Here is a 23,748-nt window from a genome sequence, read left to right as displayed (position 1 = left end):
CGCCCTGGGAAGCCGGCCTGGTACGCGCTTTGCGGTGACCAAAGCGCCGTGCCCCGAGTGCGGCATCGACACCACAACAAACCGGAGACGACAACCATGCCCATCCAACAAGCGGCGCTCGCGGCCCTGGCGCTGATCGCCTCGACGGCCCTGGCCCAGCCGAACATCGACAAGCTCAAGCAGTTCAAGGTGGCCACCACCGACCTGAACATCCCCACCGTACCGCAGACCGGCCGCAATGCCGATGCGATCCGCGAGAACCTCAAGCGCATCAAGCTCCCGCCCGGCTTCAAGATCGAGCTCTATGCGGTGGTGCCCGACGCCCGCCATATGGCGGTGGCGCCCAACACCAATATGCTCTTCGTCGGCACCCGCAAGACCTCGGTCTGGGCCGTCACCGACCGCAACAGCGACGGTGTCGCCGATGAGGTCAAGAGCTTCGCGCCCTCGCTGAAGTTCACGAACCCGAACGGTGTCTGCTGGACCAAGGACGGCTTCCTGATCGTCGCCGAACACAACCGCGTGCTGAACTTCCCGGCCGCCGAGTTCTTCTACGAGGGCCCGGATGTCGCGGTGATCGAGGTGGTCGGCCAAGGCAAGCTGATCCCGCCCGAGGAGGAGAGCTTCAACCACGGCGCCCGGGTCTGCAAGATCGGCCCGGACGGCCTGCTCTACGTCTCGCTGGGCCAGCCCTTCAATGTGCAGCCACGCGACAAGCTCAAGCTCTACAACGAGTGGGGCATTGGCGGCATGGTGCGCATGAACGCCTTCGATGGCAGCAAGCGCGAGGTCTATGCCACCGGCATCCGCAACTCGGTGGGCCATGACTTCAACCCCAAGGACGGCACGCTTTGGTTCACCGACAACCAGACCGACGGCATGGGCGACGACATCCCGGCCGGCGAGATCAACCGCATCACCGCCAAGGGCCAGTTCTTCGGCTACCCCTGGCGCCAGGGCAAGACCCGCATCACCGAACATGGCTATGACAAGGACCCGCTGCCGGCCAATATCACCGACCCGCAGGTCTACACCATCGCCCATGCGGCCGATCTGGGCATGAGCTTCTACACCGGCAAGCAGTTCCCGGCCAAGTACCAGGGCGGCTTCTTCTCGGCCCAGCATGGCTCGTGGAACCGGACCAAGCCGGTCGGCGCGCTGGTGCTGTTCACCTCGCTGAAGGCCGACGGCACGGCCGACAAGACCGAGGTCTTCGCCGAGGGCTGGCTGGACGAGAACGGCCTGTACCGCGGCCGGCCGGTCGATGTCGCGGTGATGAAGGATGGCTCGCTGCTGATCAGCGACGACTTCGCCGGTGCGCTCTACCGCGTCAGTTATTCTGCGCCCTGAGCTCTCGTGAACCGGGCCCACCTCGCGGTGGGCCCTCTACTTCCAAAGCCATGCGTTCACTCCTCTTTATCGCCTTGCTGGCCGCGCTGCCGGCCGGGGCCCAGGACATCGCGGCCGGCCGGGCCAAGGCGCAGGCCTGCGCGGTCTGCCATGGCCCGCTGGGCCTGTCCAGCCAGCCCGACGCCCCGCATCTGGCCGGCCAGAGCGCCATCTATCTGAGCAGCCAGCTGAAGGCCTACCGCAGTGGCGCGCGCCTGCACGAGGTGATGGCGGTGATGGCCAAGCCGCTCAGCGACGCCGATATCGCCAATCTGGCCGCCTGGTACGCCGCCATCCGCATCGAAGCCCATGCGCCGAACTGAGTTCGCCGCGGCCGGGATGCTGCTGCTGAGTGCCGGCGCGCAGGCCCAAACCCACACGCTGGAGCGTGTCGTGCTGGACAGCGGCGGCGTCGAGCAGCGCCTGTTCGACACGCCCTTCGCGGTCAGCGTCGTCGACGCCGAGCAGCTGCGCAATGCCGGCGCGATGGTCAATCTCAGCGAGGCGTTGCAGCGCGTGCCCGGCCTGGTCGCGAACCAGCGCCACAACTATGCCCAGGACCTGCAGCTGAGCTCGCGCGGCTTCGGCGCCCGTGCCAGCTTTGGCGTGCGCGGCCTGCGGCTCTACAGCGACGGCATTCCCGCCAGCGGCCCGGACGGCCAGGGTCAGGTCTCGCACTTCGACCTGGCCGGGGCGCAGCGCGTCGAGGTGGTGCGTGGGCCGTTCTCGGCCCTCTATGGCAACAGCTCGGGCGGGGCCATCCTGCTGCACAGCGCCGCGCCGACCGAGCGCCGCCTGCTGCTGGACAGCGATATCGCCAGCAACGGCCTGCGCCAATGGCGCCTGGGTGTAGAGCTGCCGGCCAGCGAGGCGCGGCCCTTCAGCGTGCGCGCCCAGCTCTCCCGCTTCGAGACCGATGGCTTCCGGCGCCAGAGCGCCAGCCGCCGCGATCTTGCCAATCTGCGCCTGGCCTGGGACGGCGCGCAGGACCGCGTCGTGCTGATCTTCAACGCGATCGACCAACCGGCCCAGGATCCACTGGGCCTGAACCGGGCCCAGCTGACGGCCGACCCGCAGCAAACCATAGGCCTGGCCCTGCCGCAGGACGAGGCCGGCGAGCCGGACCGCTACAACACCCGCAAGAGCACCCGCCAGCAACAGCTCGGCGCCAGCTGGCGGCACCGCTTCGCCGATGCCGGTGCGCTGCAGCAACTGCTGCTCAGCGCCCATATCGGGCGCCGCGAGGTGACGCAATGGCAGTCGATTCCCGTCGCCACCCAACTGGCCAGCGAGCGCCAGCCCGGCGGCGTGATTGCTTTCGAGCGCGACTACTACGGTATCGACGGCCGCCTGGTCTGGCAATGGCCCCTGGCCGACGAGCGCCGCGCCCGCCTGGTACTGGGCGCCAATCTGGACGATAGCGACGAGGACCGGCGCGGCTACGAGAACTTCAGCGCCGGCCCGGCCGAGACCCGGCTGCTGGGCGTGACCGGCCGGCTGCGGCGCGATGAGCGCAACCGCCTGGGCGGCCGCGATCTCTATGCCCAGGCCGATATCGAGCTGAGCGCACGCTGGCAGGCCAGCCTGGGCCTGCGCCGCGGCGAGACCGAGTTCAAGGCCCGCGACCGTTACATCGTCGGGGCCAACCCGGACGACTCGGGCCGCCAGAGCTACCGCTACACCAACCCCTTCGCCGCGCTGCAGTGGCGCGCGCTGCCCACGCTCAACACCTATCTGAGCCTGGGCCGCGGCTTCGAGTCGCCGACCCAGGGCGAGCTGGCTTATCGCAACGACGGCCAGGCCGGCTTCAACAGCGGCCTGCGGGCCCAGACCAGCCGCCAGCTGGAGCTGGGCGCCAAATGGCGGCCGGCGCCCGAGCTGGCCCTGGATGCGGCGCTGTTCCAGGCCAATAGCCGCGACGAGATCGGCGTGGCCAGCAATAGCGGCGGCCGCGCCACATTTCGCAATGTCGGCCGCACACGCCGCGAGGGCGCCGAGCTGGACCTGCGCTGGCAGATTGCACGCGGCTGGCGCAGCCAGTTCGCGCTGAGCTGGCTGGACGCGCGCTACCGCGACGGCTTCACGATCTGCGCCGCCGCGCCCTGCACCAATCCAACCCTGCTCGTCGCGCCGGGCCGGCGCATCGCCGGCACGATCTCGCGCAGCGCCTACGCCGAGCTGGCCTGGGACGCGAGCGCGAGCACCCAACTGGCGCTGGAAGGCCGCGCCCAGGGCCGCCAGCAGGTCAATGACATCAACAGCGACGCGGCCGCCGGTTACGGGCTCTTGAACCTGCGCGCGCGCTGGCAAACCAGACTAGGCCCGGGCCGGCTGGAGCTGCTGGGCCGCATCGAGAACATGGCCGACCGAAACTATGTCGGCAGCGTCATCGTCAACGAGGGGAACGGCCGCTTCTTCGAGCCGGCGCCGGGGCGGACCTGGCTGCTGTCGGCGCGCTGGTCGCAGAATTGGTGAGGGCCGCCTCACGCAGGCAGGCCATCAGCTGCTCGCTGGCCGGCGTGCGCAGCCGGCCGCGCATCGTGATGATGCCCACCGGCGGCAGCTCGATGCCGACCGCGATCTTCAGCACCTTCACCAGGCCCTGACGCTCGAAGTGCAGGGCCACCGAGCGGGCCCAGAAGCCTAGGGCGCGGCGCTGCTGCATGAAGTTCAAGGTGACCAGGAAGGAGGCGGACTCGATGATGTCGGCCGGCGGGTTCAGCCCGTTCTTGTAGAACTGCTGGTTCAGCTTGATGCGCGACGAGGCCCAGGGCGGCGGCATCACCCAGGGCTCGCCAACCAGATCGGCCCAGCGGGGTCGGGTCTTGCCTGCCAGCCCATGGTCGGCCGGCGCGACGATGCACATCGGCTCCTCGTACAGCGCTTCCATCTCCAGGTCCGGCGCCGCATAGCCGGGCTCGAGCCGGCCGACGAAGAGATCCAGCTCGCCGACCCGCAGGCGCGGCAGCAGGCGGGTCAGGTCGCCCTCCTCGATCGCCACCGTGGTCTGGGCCGAGCGCGCCTTCAGCAGCGCCACCGCGCGCGCCAGCAGCACCGGCGTGGCCACCACCATCGCACCGACGCTGGTGCGCCCGGCCGCGCCGCTGGCCACCGCGGCGATCTCGTCGCGGGTGCGCTCATAGTCCGACAGCACCGAGCGCGCGAAGCGCACCACGGCCAGGCCATAGGCGGTGGGCTCGGTGCCACGGGTCGAGCGGACGAACAGGTCCAGCTCGAACAGGCGCTCGATCTCGGCCAGGGTCTTGGAGACGGCCGGCTGGGTCAGCGCGAGGAACTCCGCGGCCCGGCCCAGATGGCGGAACTGGTCCAGCGCCACCAGCAGCTGCAGATGGCGCAGCTTCAGGTTGGAGCGCATCACGCGGTCGATCTTGCTCATGGCTGTTTTCCGCTACATGCCGAATCCGGCAAGAAGACAGTCCTATTCCTCATTGGATCGCCATGATAAGAGCGCCAACAATGGGCCAAAGCCAGATCACAAACCAGCAGGAGACAAGCACCATGACGATCAAAGGATCCAGCCGACGCCAGTTCGTTCTCGGCACCGCCGCCGCCCTGGCCCTGCCCTTCGGCCGCGCGCTGGCCAGCAGCTATCCCGAGCGGGCGATCACCTTCGTCTGCCCCTGGCCCGCCGGTGGCACCGCCGACGCGACGATGCGCGCGCTCTGCGCCGTGGCCGCCAAGACCCTGGGTCAGACCATCGTCGTCGACAACAAGGCCGGCGCCTCCGGCATGCTGGGTCTGCGCAGCATGGCCTCGGCCAAGGCCGACGGCTACACCATCGGCCAGATCCCGATCTCGGTGGCCCGCTTCTCGCAGCTGGGCAGCGTGCCACTGGATCCGCTGAAGGACCTGAGCTATATCGCCCGCGTCTCCGGCCAGACCTTCGGCATCGTCTGCCAGGCCTCGGCGCCGTGGAAGGACATCAAGGAACTGGTGGCTTATGCCAAGGCCAATCCGGGCAAGCTTACCTATGCCAGCGCCGGTGTCGCCGGCGCCACCCATGTGGGCATGGAGGAGTTCGCACAGGCCGCCGGCATCGAGATGCTGCACATCCCCTACAAGGGCGGCGCGCCGGCGCTGCAGGGCGTGCTGGCCGGCGAGGTGAACCTCTTGATCGACTCGACCTCCTGGGCGCCCCATGTCCAGTCGGGCAAGCTGCGCCTGCTGGGCACCTTGGGCGCCAAGCGCACCAACGACTTCAAGGAGGTGCCCACGATCAGCGAGCAGGGTTATCCGGTCGTCGTCGATGCGCCCAACGGCATCGGCGGCCCGAAAGGCCTGGACCCGGCCATCCTGGCCAGGCTGCGCGCCGCCTTCAAGCAGGCGGCCGCCAGCCCCGAGTTCGCCGCGGCCTGCGACAAGATCGACGCGCCGCTGATGTATCTGGACGGCCCGGACTATGAGAAATACGTGGCCCAGACCGTGGTCAAGGAAAAGGTCTTGATCGAGCGGCTGAAGCTGCGCGAGCTGCTGGCCAAGGGCTGAACACCATGAACGATGCGCCGCTGATACGCCTGCACGCGCGGGACAATGTGCTGATCGCGCGCCGCGCCATCGCGCTGGGCGAGGCGCTGCCGGGTCTGGCCGCCCGGGCCCGTGCCCAGGTGCCGGCCGGCCACAAGATCGCCGCCCGGGCTATCGCCGAGGGCGAGGCCGTGCTGAAGTACGACACGGTGATCGGCTTCGCAGCACGCGCGGTCGAGGCCGGCGAGTACCTGCACACCCACAACATCCGCCACGAGGAGCGGCACGAGGGCTATGCCTATGAGTTCGGCACCGATCTGAAGCCGGTGGCCCTGCTGCCGCAGGACCAGCGTGCCAAGTTCATGGGCATCGTCCGCGCCGACGGCCGGGTCGCGACGCGCAACTACATCGGCCTGATCGCCTCGGTGAACTGCTCGTCCACCGTGATTCACAAGGTGGCCCAGTGGTTCACGCCGGAGCGGCTGGCGGCCTATCCGAACATCGACGGCGTCGTCGCTTTCGCGCAGACCAGCGGCTGCGGCATGTCCTCGCCCAGCGAGCATTTCGATGTGCTGCGCAGGACGCTGGCCGGCTATGCGCGCCACCCGAATCTGGGCGGCGTGATCGTCGTCGGCCTGGGCTGCGAGCGCAACCAGGTGCCGGAGCTGATGGCCTCACAAGGCCTGGCCGAGGGGCTGCAGCTGAAGAGCTTCGTGATGCAGCAGACCGGCGGCACGCGGGCGACGATCGCGGCCGGCATCGCCGCCGTCGAGGCCATGCTGCCGGCGGCCAATGACATCCGGCGCGAGCCGGTGCCGGCCAGCCATCTGAAGATAGGCCTGGAATGCGGCGGCTCGGACGGCTTCTCGGGCATCAGCGCCAATCCGGCGCTGGGCGCGGCAATGGACATCCTGGTGGCCCATGGCGGCACGGCCATCCTGTCGGAGACGCCGGAGATCCACGGTGTCGAGCATCTGCTGACACGCCGTGCGGTCAGCGAGGCCGTCGGCCGCAAGTTACTGGACCGGCTGGACTGGTGGAAGCGCTACACGGACGGCCACAACGGCCAGTTCAATGGCGTGGTCGGCCCGGGCAACCAGGCCGGCGGCCTGGCCAATATCGTCGAGAAATCGCTGGGCTCGGCGATGAAGGCCGGCACGACGCCGCTGCGCGCGGTCTACGAGTACGCAGAGACCATCACCGAGCGCGGCTTCGTCTTCATGGACTCGCCCGGCTACGACCCGGTGGCCACCACCGGCCAGATCGCCAGCGGCGCCAACATCATCTGCTTCACCACCGGCCGCGGTTCGATGTTCGGCTCCAAGCCAGCACCGACGATCAAGCTGGCCTCGAACACGCCGATGTTCGAGCGTCTCGGCGAAGACATGGACATCAACTGCGGCCAGGTGATCGACGGCCGACTGAGCATCGAGCAGATGGGGCAGGCCATTTTTGAACACATCCTGCGCACGGCTTCCGGTGAAGCCACCTGCAGCGAGAAACTGGGCCTCGGCGACCATGAGTTCGTTCCCTGGCACTTGGGCATTGTGAGTTGAGATCCCATCGATGAGTCATGACCTGACCCTGCGCAATAGCGAGCTGCTGCGCACCCGGAACTTCATCGCCGGCACCTGGTGCGCGGCGGCCTCCGCAGCGCGGCTGCCCGTCGTCAATCCGGCCGATCAAAGCCTGATCGCCGAGGTGCCGGACAGCGCCGCCGCCGACGCACAAGCCTCCGTCGATGCGGCGCACGCGGCCTTCCCGGCCTGGCGGGCCACGCCGGCCAAGGCGCGCGCGCAGATCCTGAAGCGCTGGCTGGCGCTGATCCTGGAACACCAGGACGATCTGGGCCGGCTGATCTCGCGCGAACAGGGCAAGCCTTTCGCCGAGGGCAAGGGCGAGGTGCTGTATGCGGCCAGCTATGTCGAATGGTTTGCCGAGGAGGCCGTGCGCATCTGCGGCGATGTGATCGCCGCGCCGGTGGCGGGCCGGCAGATGCTGGCCATCAAGGAGCCGGTCGGCGTGGTCGCGGTGATCACGCCCTGGAACTTCCCGGCCGCGATGATCGCCCGCAAGATCGCGCCGGCGCTGGCGGCCGGCTGCACCGTCGTGGCCAAGCCGGCCGAGGACACACCGCTGACCGCGCTGGCGCTCGCGTACCTGGCCGAGCAGGCCGGGCTGCCGGCCGGCGTCTTGAATATCGTCTGCGCCTCGCGCGCGCAGACGCCGGTGGTGGTGGACGAGTGGCTCAGGGACGGGCGCGTGCGCAAGATCAGCTTCACCGGCTCGACGCCGGTGGGCAAGCATCTGGCGCGCGAGTCGGCCGCCACCTTGAAGAAGCTGTCGCTGGAGCTGGGCGGCAACGCGCCCTTCATCGTCTTCGACGATGCCGATCTGGACGCCGCCGTCACGGGGCTGATGGCTGCGAAGTTCCGAAACGGCGGCCAGACCTGCGTCTGTCCGAACCGGGTCTATGTGCAGGACGGGGTGTTCGAGGCCTTTGCCTACAAGCTGGTGGCGCGGGTCAGCGCGCTCAAGGTCGGGCCGGCCACCGAGGCCGATGCGCAGATCGGCCCGATGATCAATGCGCGCGCGGTCGAGAAGATCCTGCTGCATATCGGCGATGCGGTGGCCCAGGGCGCGCGGCTGCTGACTGGCGGCATCCGCGTGCGCGAGGAGCTAGGCCCCAACTATGTGGCGCCCACCGTGCTGGCCGAACCCTCGGGCGCGGCCCTGGTCTGCGGCGAAGAGACTTTTGGCCCGGTGGCGCCGCTGTTTCGATTCAAGACCGAGGCGGAAGCGATCGCGCTGGCCAATGACACGCCCTTCGGCCTGGCTGCCTACTTCTACTCACAGGGCGTACAGCGCATTCACCGTGTCGCGGCGGCGCTGGAAGCGGGTATCGTCGGCATCAACGAGGGTGCGGTGGCGGCGGAGGCCGCCCCCTTCGGCGGTGTCAAGGAATCAGGGTACGGCCGCGAGGGTTCGCGCCAGGGCCTGGACGACTATATGCATCTCAAATACCTCTGCCAGGGTGGCCTGGCCTGATCGATCACATCATGAGCAACACCTTCAAGGCCGCGCTGCAGCGCGGCGACGCCCAGATCGGTCTGTGGCTGTCTATGGCCCAGTCCTACAGCGCCGAGATCTGCGCGACGGCCGGTTTCCAATGGCTGCTGATCGACGGCGAGCATGCGCCCAACGATGTGCGCTCGACCCTGGCCGCGCTGCAGGCGGTGGCCGCCTATCCGGCCCATCCGGTGGTGCGGGCGGTGCAGGGCGAGACCGCGCTGATCAAGCAGCTGCTGGACATCGGGGCCCAGACCTTGCTGGTGCCCATGGTGGACACGGCCGAGCAGGCGCGGGCCCTGGTCTCGGCCTGCCGCTATCCGCCGCAGGGCGTGCGCGGTGTCGGCTCGGCAATCGCCCGGGTCTCGCGCTGGAATGCGCGCAAGAATTATCTGGACGAGGCCAATGACGAGGTCTGCCTGCTGGTGCAGGCCGAGACCGTCACGGCGCTGCGCAATCTGCAAGCGATCTGCGCGGTGGACGGTGTCGACGGCGTCTTCATCGGCCCGGCCGATCTGGCCGCCTCGATGGGCCATCGCGGCAAGCCCGGCCACCCGGAGGTGCAGGCGGCGATCGAGCAGGCCATCCGCACGATCACGGCCAGCGGCAAGGCGGCCGGCACCCTGACCAGCGATGTGGCGGCGGCACGGCGCTATCTGACGCTCGGCGCGCGCTTTGTCGCGGTCGGTATCGATGTCAGCCTGCTGGCCCAGGCCAGCCGACGTCTGGCCGCCGAGTTCGGCCTGGGCGAGGCGCCTCCGGCCCAGCCCAGCTCTGCCGCCTACTGAAACCAATAGCAAGAAAGCGAACGAACCCATGAAGACCTACAAGATCGCCGTGATTCCCGGCGACGGCATCGGCAAGGAAGTGATGCCCGAGGGCCTGCGCGCGCTGCAGGCTGCGGCCCAGCGCTTTGGCTTCCAGCTGGCACTGACCCACATCGACTGGGCCAGCTGCGACTACTACGCCCAGACCGGCTCGATGATGCCCGACGATTGGAAGGCCCAGCTCGAGGGCATGGACGCTATCCTGTTCGGCGCGGTCGGCTGGCCGGCCACGGTGCCCGACCATGTCTCGCTGTGGGGCTCGCTGCTGAAGTTCCGCCGCGAGTTCGACCAGTACATCAATCTGCGCCCGGTGCGCCTGTTCGACGGCGTGCCCTGCCCATTGGCCGGGCGCAAGGCCGGCGAGATCGACTACTTCGTCGTGCGCGAGAACACCGAGGGCGAGTACACCAATCTGGGCGGCATCATGTATGCCGGCACCGAGCGCGAGATCGTGATCCAGGAGTCGGTCTACTCGCGCCACGGCACCGATCGGGTGCTGAAGTACGCCTTCGAGCTGGCCGACAGCCGCGCGCGCAAGCACCTGACGGTGGCAACCAAGAGCAATGGCATCGCGATCAGCATGCCCTGGTGGGACGGCCGCGCCGATGCGGTGGCACAGGGCTATCCGGCGGTCACGGTGGACAAGCAGCACATCGACATCCTCAGCGCGCGCTTTGTGCTGCAGCCGGGGCGCTTTGATGTGGTGGTGGCCAGCAATCTGTTCGGCGACATCCTGTCGGACCTGGGGCCGGCGACCACCGGCACGATTGGCCTGGCGCCCTCGGCCAATTTGAACCCGGAGCGCAAGTTTCCCTCGCTGTTCGAGCCGGTGCATGGTTCGGCGCCAGACATCTATGGGCAGAACATTGCCAACCCGGTCGCGATGATCTGGTCGGCGGCGCTGATGCTGGACTTCCTGGGCGAGCGGGCCGCGCATGATGCGATCCTGAAGGCCATCGAGACGGTGCTGGTCGAGGGGCCGCGCACGCGCGATCTGGGGGGCCAGGCCTCGACGACCGAGATGGGTGAGGCGCTGACTGGCATGATCTGACGGATCGAACCGCACAAAGCAAAACGCCCTCGCAGCATGCGAGGGCGTTTGTACTTGATGGTTGCGGGGGCAGGATTTGAACCTACGACCTTTGGGTTATGAGCCCAACGAGCTACCAGACTGCTCCACCCCGCGACTGTTCTTGCTTAACGTCGGACCCACTCATCGCGCCGACAAAAAAAGCCGCTCAAAGACAAGCGGCCCTTTTCAATGTTCTCTGGTTGCGGGGGCAGGATTTGAACCTACGACCTTTGGGTTATGAGCCCAACGAGCTACCAGACTGCTCCACCCCGCGACTGAAGCTAGCAGTATAGCGCAGTTCGGTGACTTCGTCACCATTGCTGCGGGTACAGACGTAAAAAAGGCCAGCATCAGGCCGGCCTTCTCAGGACGAGCACTCCGACCGGGACGGCTGGAGCGCAAGCGCTGCCGATTTACTCGACGGCTTCGCCGGCGGTCTCGCCTTCAGCGCGGTCAACCAGTTCCACATAGGCCATCGGCGCGTTGTCGCCAACACGGAAGCCCATCTTCAGGATGCGGGTGTAGCCGCCCGGACGCGCCTTGAAACGCGGGCCCAGTTCGTTGAACAGCTTGGTGACGATGTCGCGGTCACGCAGACGGTCGAAAGCCAGGCGGCGATTGGCCAGCGTGGGTTCCTTGGCCAGGGTGATCAGGGGCTCGACGACGCGACGCAGTTCCTTGGCCTTGGGGACCGTGGTCTTGATGGCTTCATGCTGCAGCAGCGAGACGCACATATTGCGCAGCATTGCCTTGCGGTGTTCGCTGGTGCGGTTGAGCTTACGGAGGCCGTTACGGTGACGCATGGTGCTTTTCCTTTCTAGATTGATCCCAGCAGCCGTATCAGGTACTGCCCGGGGGCACCGGGTGGCTTAACGCCACCCTCTTTCAAAAACTAATTAACGCTTGTCCAGACCTTGCGGCGGCCAGTTTTCCAGGCGGGCGCCCAGAGTCAGGCCACGCGAAGCAAGGACTTCCTTGATTTCGTTGAGCGACTTGCGACCCAGATTCGGGGTCTTCAGCAGCTCGGTCTCGGTGCGCTGGATCAGATCGCCGATGTAGTAGATGTTCTCGGCCTTCAGGCAGTTGGCCGAACGAACGGTCAACTCGAGCTCATCGACAGGGCGCAGCAGGATCGGGTCGAAGCTGCTGGAACGCTGGGCCGGCTGGTCGAAGGCGTCGACCAGATCGGTGCCCTGCAGCTGTGCGAACACGGCCAGCTGCTCGACCAGGATCTTGGCCGAAGCGCGGATCGCTTCCTCGGGCGAGATGGCGCCGTTGGTTTCGATTTCCATGACCAGCTTGTCCAGATCGGTACGCTGCTCGACGCGGGCGTTCTCGACGGCGTAGCTGACGCGGCGCACGGGCGAGAACGAGGCGTCCAGCACGATGCGGCCGATGCTCTTGGTCGGCTCGTCGCCGTAGCGGCGCATCGTGCCCGGCACATAGCCACGGCCCTTCTCGACCTTGATCTGCATGTCCAGCTTGCCGCCTTGCGACAGATGGGCAATGACGTGCTCGGGATTGATGATCTCAACGTCGTGCGGGGTCTGGATGTCGGCAGCCGTGACCGGGCCTTCACCTTCCTTGCGCAGGACCAGGGTCACTTCTTCGCGGTTGTGCAGGCGGAACACCACGCCCTTGAGGTTCAGCATGATGTGAACCACGTCTTCTTGCACACCGTCGATGGCCGAGTACTCGTGCAGCACACCGGCAATCGTCACTTCAGTCGGCGCGTAACCCACCATCGAGGACAGCAGCACACGACGCAGGGCATTGCCCAGGGTGTGGCCATAACCGCGCTCGAACGGCTCCAGCGTCACCTTGGCGCGATGGCCGCCCAGGGGCTCCACATTGATGGATTTGGGTTTCAGCAGGTTTGTTTGCATGAGGTCTTTCTTTCAATACCCTCGGTTCGTTACACCGATAAGGCTGAGGGACCAACCGGGCGCGGCCGGAACGGGCCCGGCCCGGACGAGATAAAGCCGAAGAAAACGGCAAGGCCGAGCGCGCTCCTGACGAGCCGCCCGGCCGGAGCACTTCGATTAACGCGAGTACAACTCAACGATCAGCGATTCGTTGATCTCGGCGCCGAACTCGTCGCGGTCGGGAGCCTTCTTGAACACGCCTTCCAGCTTCGTACCATCCACCTGCACCCAGGCAGGCATGCCGATGGACTCGGCCAGCTTGAACGCGTCAACGATGCGCAGCTGCTTCTTGGCCTTCTCACGCACGGCGACGGTGTCACCGGCCTTCACCAGGTAGGAAGCGATGTTGACCACTTCGCCATTCACGGTGATGCCCTTGTGGGAGACCAGCTGACGCGCTTCGGCGCGGGTCGAACCGAAGCCCATGCGGTAGACGACGTTGTCCAGACGTGATTCCAGCAGTTGCAGCAGGTTCACGCCGGTCGAGCCCTTGCGACGCTCGGCTTCGGCGAAGTAGCGGCGGAACTGACGCTCCAGCACGCCGTACATGCGCTTGACCTTCTGCTTTTCACGCAGTTGCAGACCGAAGTCGGAGGTGCGCTGACCGGAAGTGCGGCCGTGCTGGCCGGGCTTCGAATCAAACTTGGCCTTGTCGCTGATCGAGCGGCGGGCGCTCTTCAGGAACAGGTCGGTGCCTTCGCGGCGGGAAAGTTTGGCCTTGGGGCCGAGGTAACGTGCCACTTTGCGTGTCCTTGTTCAATCTGACGCACAAAGTCCGTCGACTTGTGCGCGAGTCTGGCCAGTGTTTTTATCAGCTCAGACGGTGGGCTTATTGAAGTGTCGGCCTGCGCTCACACGAGGCCTCGACTTCAGCAAAACGGCCGGCTGGCACTTGCGCGCCAGCCGGCTTGGGAAAATCGAATCGGCGATTATCGCACTAAACCGAGAGGTTTAGATACGACGACGCTTTTGAGGACGGCAGCCGTTGTGCGGCACCGGCGTCACGTCAGAGATCGAGTTGATGCGGATGCCCAATGCGGCCAGAGCGCGCACCGACGATTCGCGACCCGGGCCGGGGCCCTTGATCTTGACGTCCAGATTCTTGATGCCCTGCTCCTGAGCAGCGCGGCCGGCCACTTCGGCAGCCACCTGGGCAGCGAAGGGAGTCGACTTGCGCGAGCCCTTGAAGCCTTGACCACCGGAAGAGGCCCAGGACAGAGCGCCACCTTGACGATCGGTGATCGTGATGATGGTGTTGTTGAACGAAGCGTGGACGTGCGCAACGCCGTCGGCAACGTTCTTGCGAACCTTCTTGCGAACGCGCTGGGCAGCCGAGTTATTAGGTGCTTTTGCCATGTGAACCTTCTTTCAATGCTGTGGCAGCGTGATCACTTCTTGCCGGTCGCAGCCGACTTGCGCGGACCCTTGCGGGTACGGGCATTCGTGCGGGTGCGTTGACCGCGCATCGGCAGGCCACGGCGATGACGGAAGCCGCGGTAGCAGCCCAGATCCATCAAGCGCTTGATGTTGATCGACATCTCGCGGCGCAGATCGCCTTCGATGGTCATGCGGCCCACTTCTTCACGGATCTTTTCCAGATCAGCGTCGGTGAGGTCCTTGACCTTCTTGTCGAACGGGATGCCGCAAGTTGTGCAGATCTTCTGTGCGGTCGTACGGCCAATGCCGTAGATCGAAGTCAGACCGATCTCAGTGTGCTTTTGCGGCGGAATGTTGATACCAGCAATACGTGCCATGTGCGTCCTCTAATTCGCTCGTGTCGTGCAGCAATCAGCCCTGGCGCTGCTTGTGGCGGGGATCGGTACAGATCACACGCACCACGCCCTTGCGGCGGATGATCTTGCAATTGCGGCACATTTGCTTAACGGATGCCGAAACTTTCATGGTCTGCTCCTTGACCTACTCTAAATCGCTCAAACAGCGCGTCCGGGGAATGAACAAGCTCACTTCGCCCGGAAAACGATGCGAGCACGACTCAAATCGTAGGGCGTGAGTTCCACCGTCACTTTGTCTCCAGGCAGGATGCGGATGTAGTGCATCCGCATCTTGCCGGAGATGTGACCGAGGACCACATGCCCGTTTTCCAACTTCACGCGAAACGTTGCGTTGGGGAGATTTTCTTGGATCTCACCCTGCATCTGAATGACGTCGTCTTTCGCCATGCCGTTCAGGTTCGGTTGGAACCGTTGGTATTACCTCAGCTTGTCAGCTGGCCTTGAAATTTGCCTTCTTCAGCAGCGACTCGTACTGCTGACTCATCACATAAGACTGCACCTGAGCCCAGAAGTCCATGGTGACCACGACGATGATCAACAAGGAGGTACCGCCAAAATAGAACGGTACGTTGTACTTCAGAACCAAAAACTCAGGCAGCAGACAGACGGCGGTGATATAGATGGCGCCGGCCAAGGTCAGTCGCGACAAGATCTTGTCAATATGCTTGGCGGTCTGATCGCCGGGACGGATCCCGGGGATGAACGCACCACTCTTCTTCAGGTTGTCTGCGGTCTCACGGCTGTTGAACACCAGCGCCGTGTAGAAGAAGCAGAAGAACACGATGGCAGCAGCGTAGAGCAGCACATAGATCGGCTGGCCCGGACGCAGCATGTCAGCGAGGTCTTTCAACCAGCGCAGGCCATCACCGGTAGCAAACCAACTCACCACGGTGGTCGGCAGCAGGATGATGGATGACGCGAAGATCGGCGGGATCACGCCCGACATGTTCAGCTTCAGCGGCAGGTGCGAGCTTTGACCGCCATAGACCTTGTTGCCGACCTGGCGCTTGGCATAGTTCACCAAGATCTTGCGCTGGCCACGTTCAACAAAGACCACAGCGTAGGTCACACCGATCACCAAGGCCACGATGAAGATCGAAGCAATGATGCTCATTGCGCCAGTCCGCACCAGCTCCAGCAACCCGGCCACCGCACCCGGCAGACCCGCAGCGATACCGCCGAAGATCAGAATCGAGATGCCGTTGCCCAGACCGCGCTCGGTGATCTGCTCACCCAGCCACATCAGGAACATCGTGCCGGCCACCAGGCTGGTCACCGCAGTCATGCGGAAACCAAAACCAGGATCAATCACCAGACCCGGCGAGCTCTCCAGCGCCAGCGCAATGCTCAGCGATTGGAAGATGGCCAGACCCAGGGTGCCGTAACGGGTGTACTGCGTGATCTTGCGGCGCCCTGCTTCGCCTTCCTTCTTCAGCGCTTCCAAGCTCGGCACCACATGCGTCATCAACTGCATGACGATGGAGGCCGAGATGTAGGGCGTGATGCCCAGCGCCAAGACAGCGAAACGGGACAGCGCGCCGCCCGAGAACATATTGAACAGGCTCAGGATGCCGCCCTGCTGACCCTTGAAGAGCTGCTGCAGCTGGGCCGGGTCGATGCCGGGCACGGGGATATGCGCCCCGATCCGATACACCACCAGCGCCAGCAGCAGGAACACAAGCCGACGACGGAGGTCGCCAAACTTGCCGCTCTTGGCCAGTTGGTTTGCGTTGGTTGCCACTGTGCCTATCCTGTAGCTCGATTAAGCGACCGTGCCGCCAGCGGCTTCGATGGCTGCCTTGGCACCCGCCGTTGCGCCCACGCCCTTCAGCGTGATCTTGCGGCTGATAGCGCCCGACAGGATGACCTTGACGGTCTTCGCCAGTTCGGGAACCAGGCCGACGGCCTTCAGGGTCAGCACGTCGATCTCGTCACCGGCCAGCACCTGCAGATCGCTCAGCGTGATCTCGGCGTTGTACTTCAGCGATTGCGACTTGAAACCGCGCTTGGGCAGGCGACGCTGCAAAGGCATTTGACCGCCTTCGAAGCCCACCTTGTGGTAGCCACCGGCACGCGACTTTTGACCCTTGTGGCCGCGGCCAGCAGTCTTGCCCAGACCGGAGCCAATGCCACGACCCACGCGACGCTTGGCGTGCTTGGCGCCAGCGGCAGGCTTGATGGTATTGAGTTGCATCTTCTAGTCCTCAGTTCGTGTGGCGCTTACAGCACCTGCACGAGATAGGCGATCTTGTTGATCATGCCGCGCACCGCCGGCGTGTCTTCCAACACGCTGGTGCTGTTCAGCTTACGCAGACCCAGACCAACCACGGTGGCACGGTGCGAGGCACGGGTACCAATGGGGCTGCGGACCAGCTTGACCGTCAAAGTTTTCTTGTCAGACATCAGTCTCTCCAGTGCAGCTTCAGTTGAGGATGTCTTCAACTGTCTTGCCGCGCTTGGCTGCGACTTGCGCGGCCGTGGTGGAACGCTTCAGAGCGTCCAGCGTGGCGCGAACCATGTTGTAAGGGTTGGTCGAACCGTGGCTCTTGGTCACGATGTCGGTCACGCCCATCACTTCGAAGACGGCGCGCATCGGGCCGCCGGCGATCACGCCGGTACCGGCCTTGGCCGGGATCATCATCACGTGAGCAGCACCATGGTCACCGTTCACGCTGTGGTGAATCGTGCCATTGCGCAGATCGACCTTGACCATATTGCGGCGGGCGGCTTCCATTGCCTTTTGCACGGCGACCGGAACTTCCTTCGCCTTGCCCTTGCCCATGCCGATACGGCCATCGCCGTCGCCGACCACCGTCAGTGCTGCGAAGGACAGCGTACGGCCGCCCTTGACCACCTTGGTGACGCGATTGACCGCGATCATCTTTTCCTTCAGGCCGTCGTCATTGCCTTCGGTCTGCGCGCGGGGTTGAAATTTTGCCATTTCGTATTCCTTGTTGCGTCAGAACTGCAGGCCGGCTTCGCGGGCTGCTTCGGCCAGTGCCTTGACTCGGCCATGGTAGGCAAAGCCTGCACGGTCGAAAGCCACCTTCTCGACGCCGGCAGCCTTGGCCTTCTCGGCGACACGCTTGCCCACCAGGACGGCAGCAGCGACGTTGCCGCCCTTGCCATTGCCACCCAGTTCGGCGCGGACTTCCTTCTCGGCGGTCGAAGCGCTGGCCAGCACCTTGGTGCCGCAGTCGGAAATGACGCTGGCGTAGATGTGCAGGTTGGAGCGGAACACCGTCAGGCGTGCCACGCGCTGGATTGCAATCCGGGCGCGGGTTTGACGCGAGCGACGGATGCGCTGTTCTTTTTTGGTCAACATTGCGCTGCTCCTTACTTCTTCTTGGTCTCTTTGAGGGAGACCTTCTCGTCGGAATAGCGGATGCCCTTGCCCTTATAGGGCTCTGGCGGACGGAAGGCGCGCACTTCAGCGGCGATCTGTCCGACCACTTGGCGGTCCGCGCCCTTGATCAGGATTTCGGTCTGGGTCGGGCACTCAACCTTGATACCAGCCGGCATGTCCTTCACCACAGGGTGAGAGAAACCGATCTGCAGGTTCAGCTTCTGGCCCTGAGCCTGGGCACGGAAGCCCACGCCCACCAGATTCAGCTTCTTCTCGAAACCCTTGCTCACGCCGTTGACCATATTGGCCACCAGTGCGCGCATCGTGCCGCTCAGCGCATCGGCATCGGCCGATTCGTTGGCGGGGGCGAAAGTCAGCTTGCCAGCTTCATTCTTGATGGTGACCTGGGGGTTGGCAGCACGCACCAACGTGCCCTGGGCACCCTTCACGCTGATCTGCTCAGCGGTGATCGTCACGTCCACACCTGCGGGGACGGCGACCGGCATTTTTCCTACGCGGGACATTGTTTAAATCTCCTTGCGCTTAGGCGACGTAGCAGAGCACTTCGCCGCCGATACCGGCTTGACGTGCTTTGCGGTCGGTCATCACACCCTTGGGGGTGGTGACAATCGCCACACCCAGGCCATTCATGACCTGCGGGATGTCGTGGCGGCCCTTGTAAATGCGCAGGCCGGGACGGCTCACGCGCTCGATGCGCTCGATCACCGGACGACCGGCGTAATACTTCAGCGCAATCTCCAACTCGGGGCGGGCGGCTTCACCGCGCACCGCGAATCCATCGATATAACCCTCGTCCTTCAGGACCTTGGCGATCGCGATCTTCAACTTAGACGAAGGCATCACGACGCTGGCTTTCTCAACGCTTTGGGCGTTGCGAATGCGAGTCAGCATATCGGCGATAGGATCACTCATGCTCATATGAAAATCTCCTAAACCTGCCGATTACCAGCTGGCCTTGACGACACCGGGGATGTCGCCCTTGAAGGCCAGCTCGCGAATTTTGTTACGGCCCAGGCCGAACTTGCGGAACGTGCCGCGGGGACGGCCGGTCAACTCGCAGCGGTTACGCAGGCGGGTCGGGTAGGCGTTACGGGGGAGCTTTTGCAGCTCCAGGCGGGCTGCATAGCGCTCTTCTTCCGACTTCTTGAAGTCGTCGATGATGGCCTTCAGTTCCGCATACTTCTTGGCGTACTTGGCGACCAGTTGTTCGCGCTTCAGCTCACGTTGCTTAATCGAGAGTTTTGCCACAGGTCACCTCAGTTCTTGAACGGGAACTTGAATGCAGCCAGCAGGGCCTTGCACTCATCGTCCGACTTGGCCGTGGTGGTGATGCTGATATTCAGACCACGCAGCGCGTCAACCTTGTCGTAATCGATTTCCGGGAAAATGATCTGCTCTTTGACGCCGATGTTGTAGTTACCACGACCATCGAACGAGCGACCCGAGATACCACGGAAGTCACGAACGCGCGGCAGCGCGACCGTCACGAAGCGATCCAGGAATTCATACATCTGAACGCCACGCAGGGTGACCATGCAGCCGATCGGCACCTGCTCACGGATCTTGAAACCCGCGATTGCCTTCTTGGACTTGGTGACCACGGGCTTTTGGCCGGCGATCTTGGTGAGGTCGCCGACGGCGTGGTCCATCACCTTCTTGTCCGCAACCGCCTCGCTCACACCCATATTGAGCGTGATCTTGGTGATGCGCGGCACTTCCATGACCGACTTGTAGCCAAACTTCTCAACGAGGCCTGGCACAACTTTTTCGCGATAAAACGCTTGCAAACGAGCCATGTCGGACCTCTTAAGCCTTGATCTCTTCGCCGGTCGACTTGTAAACGCGCACCTTCTTGCCATCGGCGAGCAACTTGATGCCCACGCGATCGGCCTTGCCGGATGCAGCGTTAAAAATCGCCACGTTGGATTGATGGATCGGCATCGTCTTATCGACCACACCGCCGGTGGTGCCCTTCATCGGGTTGGGCTTGACGTGCTTCTTGACGACATTGACGCCGTCCACCACGAGGTGGGCGTCGTCGACACGCTGCGACACAGTGCCGCGCTTGCCCTTGTCGCGGCCGGTCAACACGATGACCTGGTCGCCTTTACGAATCTTGTTCATGGCAATACCTTTGTCTGTGGCTGTGCTCAGAGCACCTCAGGCGCCAGCGACACGATCTTCATGAAACGCTCGGTACGCAGTTCACGCGTCACCGGGCCGAAGATACGAGTGCCGATGGGCTCCAGCTTGGCGTTCAGCAGCACGGCGGCATTGCCGTCGAACTTGACCAAAGAGCCGTCTTGGCGGCGCACGCCCTTGGCAGTGCGAACCACCACCGCGCTGTAGATCTCGCCTTTTTTGACGCGACCGCGCGGAGCAGCTTCTTTGATGCTGACCTTGATGATGTCGCCAATGCCGGCATAACGACGCTTGGACCCGCCAAGCACCTTGATGCACATGACGGATTTAGCGCCAGTGTTGTCCGCGACGTCGAGCCGCGATTGCATTTGAATCATGTCTGTCCCCAACTTTTCCCTCGTCCAGCGCTGCAACCAATTTGCAGCCACCTTCAGCGGTCAGTCTTGGGCCCGTGGACCGTTCGCTCGGATCTTTGAGACCCTTGCGCCCGGCAGTTATGGGCGAACCCGAGGCCATAACGCACTAGAAAGTGCGCCTGACGTTCGGCGAAGCTTTGGATTATGCGTCAGGGCCTACGCTCATGTCAAGCGTTAACCCCGAAGAACTTTGCAAGCCAGCACCGCGGACCCCGCGATGCCAGCCCGATCCGTGAAAGTTCAGAGCGCCTTGGCCTGAGCCAGCAAGGTGGCAGCATCGCTGACCTCGAACTTGCCGGGCGCCTCGACATTCAGCGACTTGACGACGCCATCAACGACCAGCATCGAGTAGCGCTGCGAGCGCAGACCCATGCCCCGTGCCACCAGGTCCAGCGTCAGGCCGGTGGCTTTGGCGAAGTCAGCGCTGCCGTCAGCCATCATGCGGACCTTGCCGGCGGTCTTCTGTTCGCGACCCCAGGCGCCCATCACGAAGGCATCATTGACGGACACGCACCAGATCTCGTCGACACCGGCCGCCTTGAAGGCCTCGGCCTGCTGCACATAGCCAGGCACATGCTGGGCCGAGCAGGTAGGCGTGAACGCGCCGGGCAGCGCGAAGATCGCAATTTTCTTGCCGGCGGTGGCCTTCTCGATGTCAAAGCTATTGGGGCCTAGCGAGCAGCCATTGCCCTCGACCTCGATGAACTCATTGAGCGTGCCTGCGGGCAGCTTGTCTCCGACTTTCAGCATTGTTGATCTCCTTGTTCACAACGAAAAACGGCCGGACGCCAGTATTCCAGCGTTCCGGCCGTCTGAGCCATCGCGGAGTACAAAACCCCGCAACAGCCTGGACTTCAGCGGCGATTAAACGACTTGCGCCTTCTCGACCAGACGGGTCACGACCCAGCTCTTGGTCTTGGACAGCGGACGGCCTTCGGCGATCTCGACCACATCACCCATCTTGTACTCGCCCTTTTCGTCATGGGCGTGGTACTTGCGGGAACGGGCCACGATCTTGCCGTAGAGCTCGTGCTTGGCACGGCGCTCGATCAGCACGGTCACGGTCTTGGAGCGCTTGTCGCTGACCACGCGACCGATCAGGGTACGCGTGTTCTTTTCTTGAGCTTGCGTAGTCATTTCGCGGCTCCCTTCTTCTTCTCGGCCAACACGGTCTTGACGCGAGCAATGTCACGGCGCGTATTGCCCAACACGGTGTGGTTGGTCAATTGTTGCGTCGCTTTTTGCATGCGCAGGCCGAAATGGGCCTTCAGCAGGTCGGTCACTTCCTTTTCCAAGGCAGCGACATCCTTGCCACGCAGTTCAGATGCTTTCATGGTGTCTTTCCTCTTCAGCTGCCGACCTGGCGGGTCACGAAGGTGCAGCTCAGCGGCAGCTTTGCAGCAGCCAGCGTGAACGCTTCGCGAGCCAGGGCTTCCGGCACACCGTTGACTTCATAGAGCACCTTGCCAGGCTGAATCTCAGCGACGTAGTACTCAGGGTTGCCCTTACCGTTACCCATACGGACTTCGGCGGGCTTCTGGGAGATCGGCTTGTCCGGGAAGATGCGGATGAAGATACGACCACCGCGCTTGATGTGGCGCGAGATCGCACGACGTGCAGCTTCGATCTGGCGGGCCGTCAGACGACCACGCTCAGTTGCCTTCAGGCCGAAATCGCCAAAAGACACGGCAGCGCCGCGGGTTGCAACACCGGTGTTGCGACCCTTTTGCTCCTTGCGGTATTTGCGACGAGCTGGTTGCAGCATTTTTTATTCTCCTTTGGGCTCGCCGGCCACGGGGGCGGCGGGCTTGCGGACGACGCGCTTGGCGGCGGGCTGGCCGGCGGCGCCTGCGTCAGCTGCCGGGGCGGCGTCACGCGGACCACGATCACCACCGGGACGGCCACGGCCGGTCGGCGCACCCGGACGGGTGTTGCGACGCGGACGACGGTCGTCTTCGGCACCTGCCGGCGTATTGATCACCGGCGCTTCGCCATTGGCGAGGCGGTCACCACGGTAGACCCAGACCTTGACGCCGATGACGCCGTAGGTGGTCTTCGCTTCGGAGAAGCCGTAGTCGATGTCAGCCTTCAGGGTGTGCAGAGGCACACGGCCTTCGCGATACCACTCGGTACGAGCGATTTCGATGCCATTCAGACGGCCGGCAGACATGATCTTGATGCCCTGGGCGCCCAGGCGCATCGCGTTCTGCATCGCACGCTTCATGGCGCGACGGAACATGATGCGCTTTTCCAGCTGCTGGGTGATCGAGTCGGCGATCAGCTGAGCATCGATTTCGGGCTTGCGCACTTCTTCGATGTTGACTGCCACCGGCACGCCCAGACGCTTGGTCAGTTCGGCCTTCAGGTTTTCGATGTCCTCGCCCTTCTTGCCGATCACCACGCCCGGACGTGCCGAGTAGATGGTGATGCGGGCGTTCTTGGCGGGGCGTTCGATCAGAATGCGCGACACGGCGGCACTCTTCAGGCGGGCCTTCAGGAACTCGCGAACGCGCAGATCTTCGGCCAGCATCGTGGCGAAGTTCTGGTTCGACGCGTACCAGCGCGACGCCCAGTTACGGGTGACGGGCAGGCGGAAGCCGGTTGGGTGGATTTTTTGTCCCATAGTCTTCTTTCAGCCTTCAGTTGCCGACCGACACGAAGATGTGGCAGGTGGGCTTGCTGATGCGATTACCGCGGCCCTTGGCACGAGCGGAGAAACGCTTCAGAGTGGCACCTTGCTCCACATAGATCGTGGTGACCTTGAGTTCATCAATGTCAGCGCCGTCGTTGTGCTCGGCGTTGGCGATGGCGCTCTCGAGCGCCTTCTTGATGATCACGGCTGCCTTCTTCTGGGTGAATTCCAGGATGTTGAGCGCCTGGTCCACCTTCTTGCCGCGGATCAGGTCAGCCACCAGGCGACCCTTGTCACACGAGAGGCGAACGCCGCGAACGATTGCTTTGGTTTCCATCGTTGGCATCCTTACTTCTTCCCGGCCTTCTTGTCGGCCGGATGGCCTTTGAAGGTGCGGGTCAGTGCGAATTCACCCAGCTTGTGGCCGACCATCTGGTCAGACACATACACCGGCACGTGTTGCTTGCCGTTGTGCACAGCGATCGTCAGACCGATGAACTCGGGCAGGATCGTCGAGCGACGCGACCAGGTCTTGATAGGCTTTTTGTCCTTGTTGGCAACCGCCTTGTCGACCTTGGCCAACAGGTGATGGTCAACGAACGGGCCCTTCTTCAATGAACGAGTCATGGCC

At 64.1% G+C, this 23,748-nt stretch carries 34 protein-coding genes and 2 tRNA genes; 8 read left to right on the top strand and 28 right to left on the bottom strand.

The window, feature by feature from the left end; genetic code table 11:
* Positions 1–96: 96 nt before the first annotated feature.
* The 3 genes from O5M90_RS20560 to O5M90_RS20550 are packed head-to-tail and all read left to right on the top strand — an operon-like array spanning position 97 to position 3,864.
* Positions 97–1,350 carry a PQQ-dependent sugar dehydrogenase gene (locus O5M90_RS20560; RefSeq protein WP_269838263.1) on the top strand — a complete coding sequence of 418 codons (1,254 nt, stop codon included), beginning with the start codon at positions 97–99 and terminating at the stop codon, positions 1,348–1,350.
* Positions 1,351–1,400: 50 nt separating this feature from the next.
* Positions 1,401–1,712, top strand: coding sequence for a c-type cytochrome (locus tag O5M90_RS20555; protein WP_269838264.1), 312 nt, complete (start codon positions 1,401–1,403; stop codon positions 1,710–1,712).
* A complete protein-coding gene (locus O5M90_RS20550) occupies positions 1,699–3,864 on the top strand; it encodes a TonB-dependent receptor family protein (protein WP_269838265.1) in 2,166 nt (721 codons plus the stop codon). Before O5M90_RS20555 ends, O5M90_RS20550 begins: the two co-directional genes overlap by 14 nt.
* Here O5M90_RS20550 and O5M90_RS20545 read toward each other — a convergent pair.
* On the bottom strand, positions 3,782–4,786 hold the full coding sequence (locus tag O5M90_RS20545) for a LysR substrate-binding domain-containing protein (RefSeq protein ID WP_269838266.1): 1,005 nt from the start codon (positions 4,784–4,786) through the stop codon (positions 3,782–3,784). The genes O5M90_RS20550 and O5M90_RS20545 overlap by 83 nt on opposite strands.
* Positions 4,787–4,908: 122 nt before the next feature.
* Here O5M90_RS20545 and O5M90_RS20540 point away from each other — a divergent pair, with 122 nt between their 5' ends.
* From O5M90_RS20540 to O5M90_RS20520, 5 genes are read left to right on the top strand one after another with little or no spacing between them, the layout of a single operon-like run.
* On the top strand, positions 4,909–5,895 hold the full coding sequence (locus tag O5M90_RS20540) for a Bug family tripartite tricarboxylate transporter substrate binding protein (protein ID WP_262971594.1): 987 nt from the start codon (positions 4,909–4,911) through the stop codon (positions 5,893–5,895).
* A gap of 5 nt (positions 5,896–5,900) precedes the next feature.
* Complete coding sequence (locus O5M90_RS20535) at positions 5,901–7,430, top strand: UxaA family hydrolase (protein WP_269838267.1); 1,530 nt, start codon at positions 5,901–5,903, stop codon at positions 7,428–7,430.
* A 10-nt stretch (positions 7,431–7,440) separates the two neighbouring features.
* Positions 7,441–8,922 (top strand): NAD-dependent succinate-semialdehyde dehydrogenase, encoded by a 1,482-nt coding sequence (locus O5M90_RS20530; RefSeq protein ID WP_269838268.1) that lies wholly within the window; start codon positions 7,441–7,443, stop codon positions 8,920–8,922.
* Between the two features lie 11 nt (positions 8,923–8,933).
* Positions 8,934–9,731: a 4-hydroxy-2-oxoheptanedioate aldolase gene (hpaI, locus tag O5M90_RS20525; protein WP_269838269.1), complete on the top strand. Its 798-nt coding sequence runs from the start codon at positions 8,934–8,936 to the stop codon at positions 9,729–9,731.
* A gap of 28 nt (positions 9,732–9,759) precedes the next feature.
* Positions 9,760–10,821 carry a tartrate dehydrogenase gene (locus tag O5M90_RS20520; RefSeq protein ID WP_269838270.1) on the top strand — a complete coding sequence of 354 codons (1,062 nt, stop codon included), beginning with the start codon at positions 9,760–9,762 and terminating at the stop codon, positions 10,819–10,821.
* Positions 10,822–10,879: 58 nt separating this feature from the next.
* On the opposite strand, the gene O5M90_RS20515 is transcribed toward O5M90_RS20520, so the two are convergent.
* From O5M90_RS20515 to rpsS, 27 genes are all read right to left on the bottom strand, one after another.
* Positions 10,880–10,956: transfer RNA gene (locus tag O5M90_RS20515), tRNA-Met, on the bottom strand.
* Between the two features lie 83 nt (positions 10,957–11,039).
* Positions 11,040–11,116, bottom strand: a tRNA-Met gene (locus O5M90_RS20510).
* Positions 11,117–11,255: 139 nt separating this feature from the next.
* The gene (gene rplQ, locus O5M90_RS20505) at positions 11,256–11,645 is read right to left on the bottom strand and encodes a 50S ribosomal protein L17 (RefSeq protein WP_137945218.1); all 390 of its coding nucleotides are present in this window, start codon (positions 11,643–11,645) and stop codon (positions 11,256–11,258) included.
* 93 nt (positions 11,646–11,738) lie between these two features.
* Positions 11,739–12,728 (bottom strand): DNA-directed RNA polymerase subunit alpha, encoded by a 990-nt coding sequence (locus tag O5M90_RS20500; protein WP_124448780.1) that lies wholly within the window; start codon positions 12,726–12,728, stop codon positions 11,739–11,741.
* A 156-nt stretch (positions 12,729–12,884) separates the two neighbouring features.
* On the bottom strand, positions 12,885–13,508 hold the full coding sequence (gene rpsD / locus O5M90_RS20495) for a 30S ribosomal protein S4 (RefSeq protein WP_137945219.1): 624 nt from the start codon (positions 13,506–13,508) through the stop codon (positions 12,885–12,887).
* Between the two features lie 210 nt (positions 13,509–13,718).
* Entirely contained in the window at positions 13,719–14,123 is a 405-nt protein-coding gene (rpsK, locus tag O5M90_RS20490) for a 30S ribosomal protein S11 (protein ID WP_133605042.1), read from the bottom strand.
* Between the two features lie 32 nt (positions 14,124–14,155).
* Positions 14,156–14,521: a 30S ribosomal protein S13 gene (rpsM, locus tag O5M90_RS20485; protein ID WP_137945220.1), complete on the bottom strand. Its 366-nt coding sequence runs from the start codon at positions 14,519–14,521 to the stop codon at positions 14,156–14,158.
* Between the two features lie 34 nt (positions 14,522–14,555).
* Positions 14,556–14,669 carry a 50S ribosomal protein L36 gene (rpmJ, locus tag O5M90_RS20480; RefSeq protein WP_056194202.1) on the bottom strand — a complete coding sequence of 38 codons (114 nt, stop codon included), beginning with the start codon at positions 14,667–14,669 and terminating at the stop codon, positions 14,556–14,558.
* Between the two features lie 59 nt (positions 14,670–14,728).
* Positions 14,729–14,947, bottom strand: coding sequence for a translation initiation factor IF-1 (gene infA, locus O5M90_RS20475; RefSeq protein WP_137945221.1), 219 nt, complete (start codon positions 14,945–14,947; stop codon positions 14,729–14,731).
* Between the two features lie 43 nt (positions 14,948–14,990).
* A complete protein-coding gene (gene secY / locus O5M90_RS20470; protein WP_137945222.1) occupies positions 14,991–16,301 on the bottom strand; it encodes a preprotein translocase subunit SecY in 1,311 nt (436 codons plus the stop codon).
* Between the two features lie 21 nt (positions 16,302–16,322).
* Entirely contained in the window at positions 16,323–16,754 is a 432-nt protein-coding gene (rplO, locus tag O5M90_RS20465; protein WP_137945223.1) for a 50S ribosomal protein L15, read from the bottom strand.
* Positions 16,755–16,780: 26 nt separating this feature from the next.
* Positions 16,781–16,963, bottom strand: a complete 183-nt coding sequence (gene rpmD / locus O5M90_RS20460) for a 50S ribosomal protein L30 (RefSeq protein ID WP_137945224.1) — start codon at positions 16,961–16,963, stop codon at positions 16,781–16,783.
* Positions 16,964–16,982: 19 nt separating this feature from the next.
* On the bottom strand, positions 16,983–17,501 hold the full coding sequence (gene rpsE, locus O5M90_RS20455; protein WP_137945225.1) for a 30S ribosomal protein S5: 519 nt from the start codon (positions 17,499–17,501) through the stop codon (positions 16,983–16,985).
* Between the two features lie 18 nt (positions 17,502–17,519).
* The gene (rplR, locus tag O5M90_RS20450) at positions 17,520–17,885 is read right to left on the bottom strand and encodes a 50S ribosomal protein L18 (protein ID WP_262971600.1); all 366 of its coding nucleotides are present in this window, start codon (positions 17,883–17,885) and stop codon (positions 17,520–17,522) included.
* A gap of 11 nt (positions 17,886–17,896) precedes the next feature.
* A complete protein-coding gene (gene rplF, locus O5M90_RS20445; protein WP_137945227.1) occupies positions 17,897–18,430 on the bottom strand; it encodes a 50S ribosomal protein L6 in 534 nt (177 codons plus the stop codon).
* A gap of 19 nt (positions 18,431–18,449) precedes the next feature.
* Complete coding sequence (gene rpsH, locus O5M90_RS20440; RefSeq protein ID WP_137945228.1) at positions 18,450–18,845, bottom strand: 30S ribosomal protein S8; 396 nt, start codon at positions 18,843–18,845, stop codon at positions 18,450–18,452.
* Between the two features lie 24 nt (positions 18,846–18,869).
* On the bottom strand, positions 18,870–19,175 hold the full coding sequence (gene rpsN, locus O5M90_RS20435) for a 30S ribosomal protein S14 (protein WP_137945229.1): 306 nt from the start codon (positions 19,173–19,175) through the stop codon (positions 18,870–18,872).
* Between the two features lie 8 nt (positions 19,176–19,183).
* Positions 19,184–19,723, bottom strand: coding sequence for a 50S ribosomal protein L5 (rplE, locus tag O5M90_RS20430; protein WP_137945230.1), 540 nt, complete (start codon positions 19,721–19,723; stop codon positions 19,184–19,186).
* Positions 19,724–19,733: 10 nt separating this feature from the next.
* The gene (gene rplX, locus O5M90_RS20425) at positions 19,734–20,051 is read right to left on the bottom strand and encodes a 50S ribosomal protein L24 (protein ID WP_137945231.1); all 318 of its coding nucleotides are present in this window, start codon (positions 20,049–20,051) and stop codon (positions 19,734–19,736) included.
* A 26-nt stretch (positions 20,052–20,077) separates the two neighbouring features.
* Positions 20,078–20,446 (bottom strand): 50S ribosomal protein L14, encoded by a 369-nt coding sequence (rplN, locus tag O5M90_RS20420; RefSeq protein WP_137945232.1) that lies wholly within the window; start codon positions 20,444–20,446, stop codon positions 20,078–20,080.
* Between the two features lie 279 nt (positions 20,447–20,725).
* Positions 20,726–21,235 (bottom strand): peroxiredoxin, encoded by a 510-nt coding sequence (locus O5M90_RS20415; RefSeq protein ID WP_137945233.1) that lies wholly within the window; start codon positions 21,233–21,235, stop codon positions 20,726–20,728.
* A gap of 114 nt (positions 21,236–21,349) precedes the next feature.
* Positions 21,350–21,622, bottom strand: a complete 273-nt coding sequence (gene rpsQ / locus O5M90_RS20410; RefSeq protein WP_137945234.1) for a 30S ribosomal protein S17 — start codon at positions 21,620–21,622, stop codon at positions 21,350–21,352.
* A complete protein-coding gene (gene rpmC / locus O5M90_RS20405) occupies positions 21,619–21,819 on the bottom strand; it encodes a 50S ribosomal protein L29 (protein WP_137945235.1) in 201 nt (66 codons plus the stop codon). The genes rpsQ and rpmC overlap by 4 nt, the downstream gene beginning before the upstream one ends.
* Positions 21,820–21,833: 14 nt before the next feature.
* On the bottom strand, positions 21,834–22,250 hold the full coding sequence (gene rplP, locus O5M90_RS20400; protein ID WP_137945236.1) for a 50S ribosomal protein L16: 417 nt from the start codon (positions 22,248–22,250) through the stop codon (positions 21,834–21,836).
* A gap of 3 nt (positions 22,251–22,253) precedes the next feature.
* A complete protein-coding gene (gene rpsC / locus O5M90_RS20395) occupies positions 22,254–23,108 on the bottom strand; it encodes a 30S ribosomal protein S3 (RefSeq protein ID WP_137945237.1) in 855 nt (284 codons plus the stop codon).
* A 16-nt stretch (positions 23,109–23,124) separates the two neighbouring features.
* Entirely contained in the window at positions 23,125–23,454 is a 330-nt protein-coding gene (gene rplV / locus O5M90_RS20390; RefSeq protein ID WP_137945238.1) for a 50S ribosomal protein L22, read from the bottom strand.
* 11 nt (positions 23,455–23,465) lie between these two features.
* On the bottom strand, positions 23,466–23,744 hold the full coding sequence (gene rpsS / locus O5M90_RS20385) for a 30S ribosomal protein S19 (protein ID WP_133703194.1): 279 nt from the start codon (positions 23,742–23,744) through the stop codon (positions 23,466–23,468).
* Between the last annotated feature and the right edge of the window lie 4 nt (positions 23,745–23,748).

The organism is Paucibacter sp. M5-1 (assembly GCF_027498415.2).
Classification (GTDB): domain Bacteria; phylum Pseudomonadota; class Gammaproteobacteria; order Burkholderiales; family Burkholderiaceae_C; genus Roseateles_E.
Note: the sequence above shows the minus strand (reverse complement) of the source record. Positions and strands in the feature narration are given on the sequence as shown.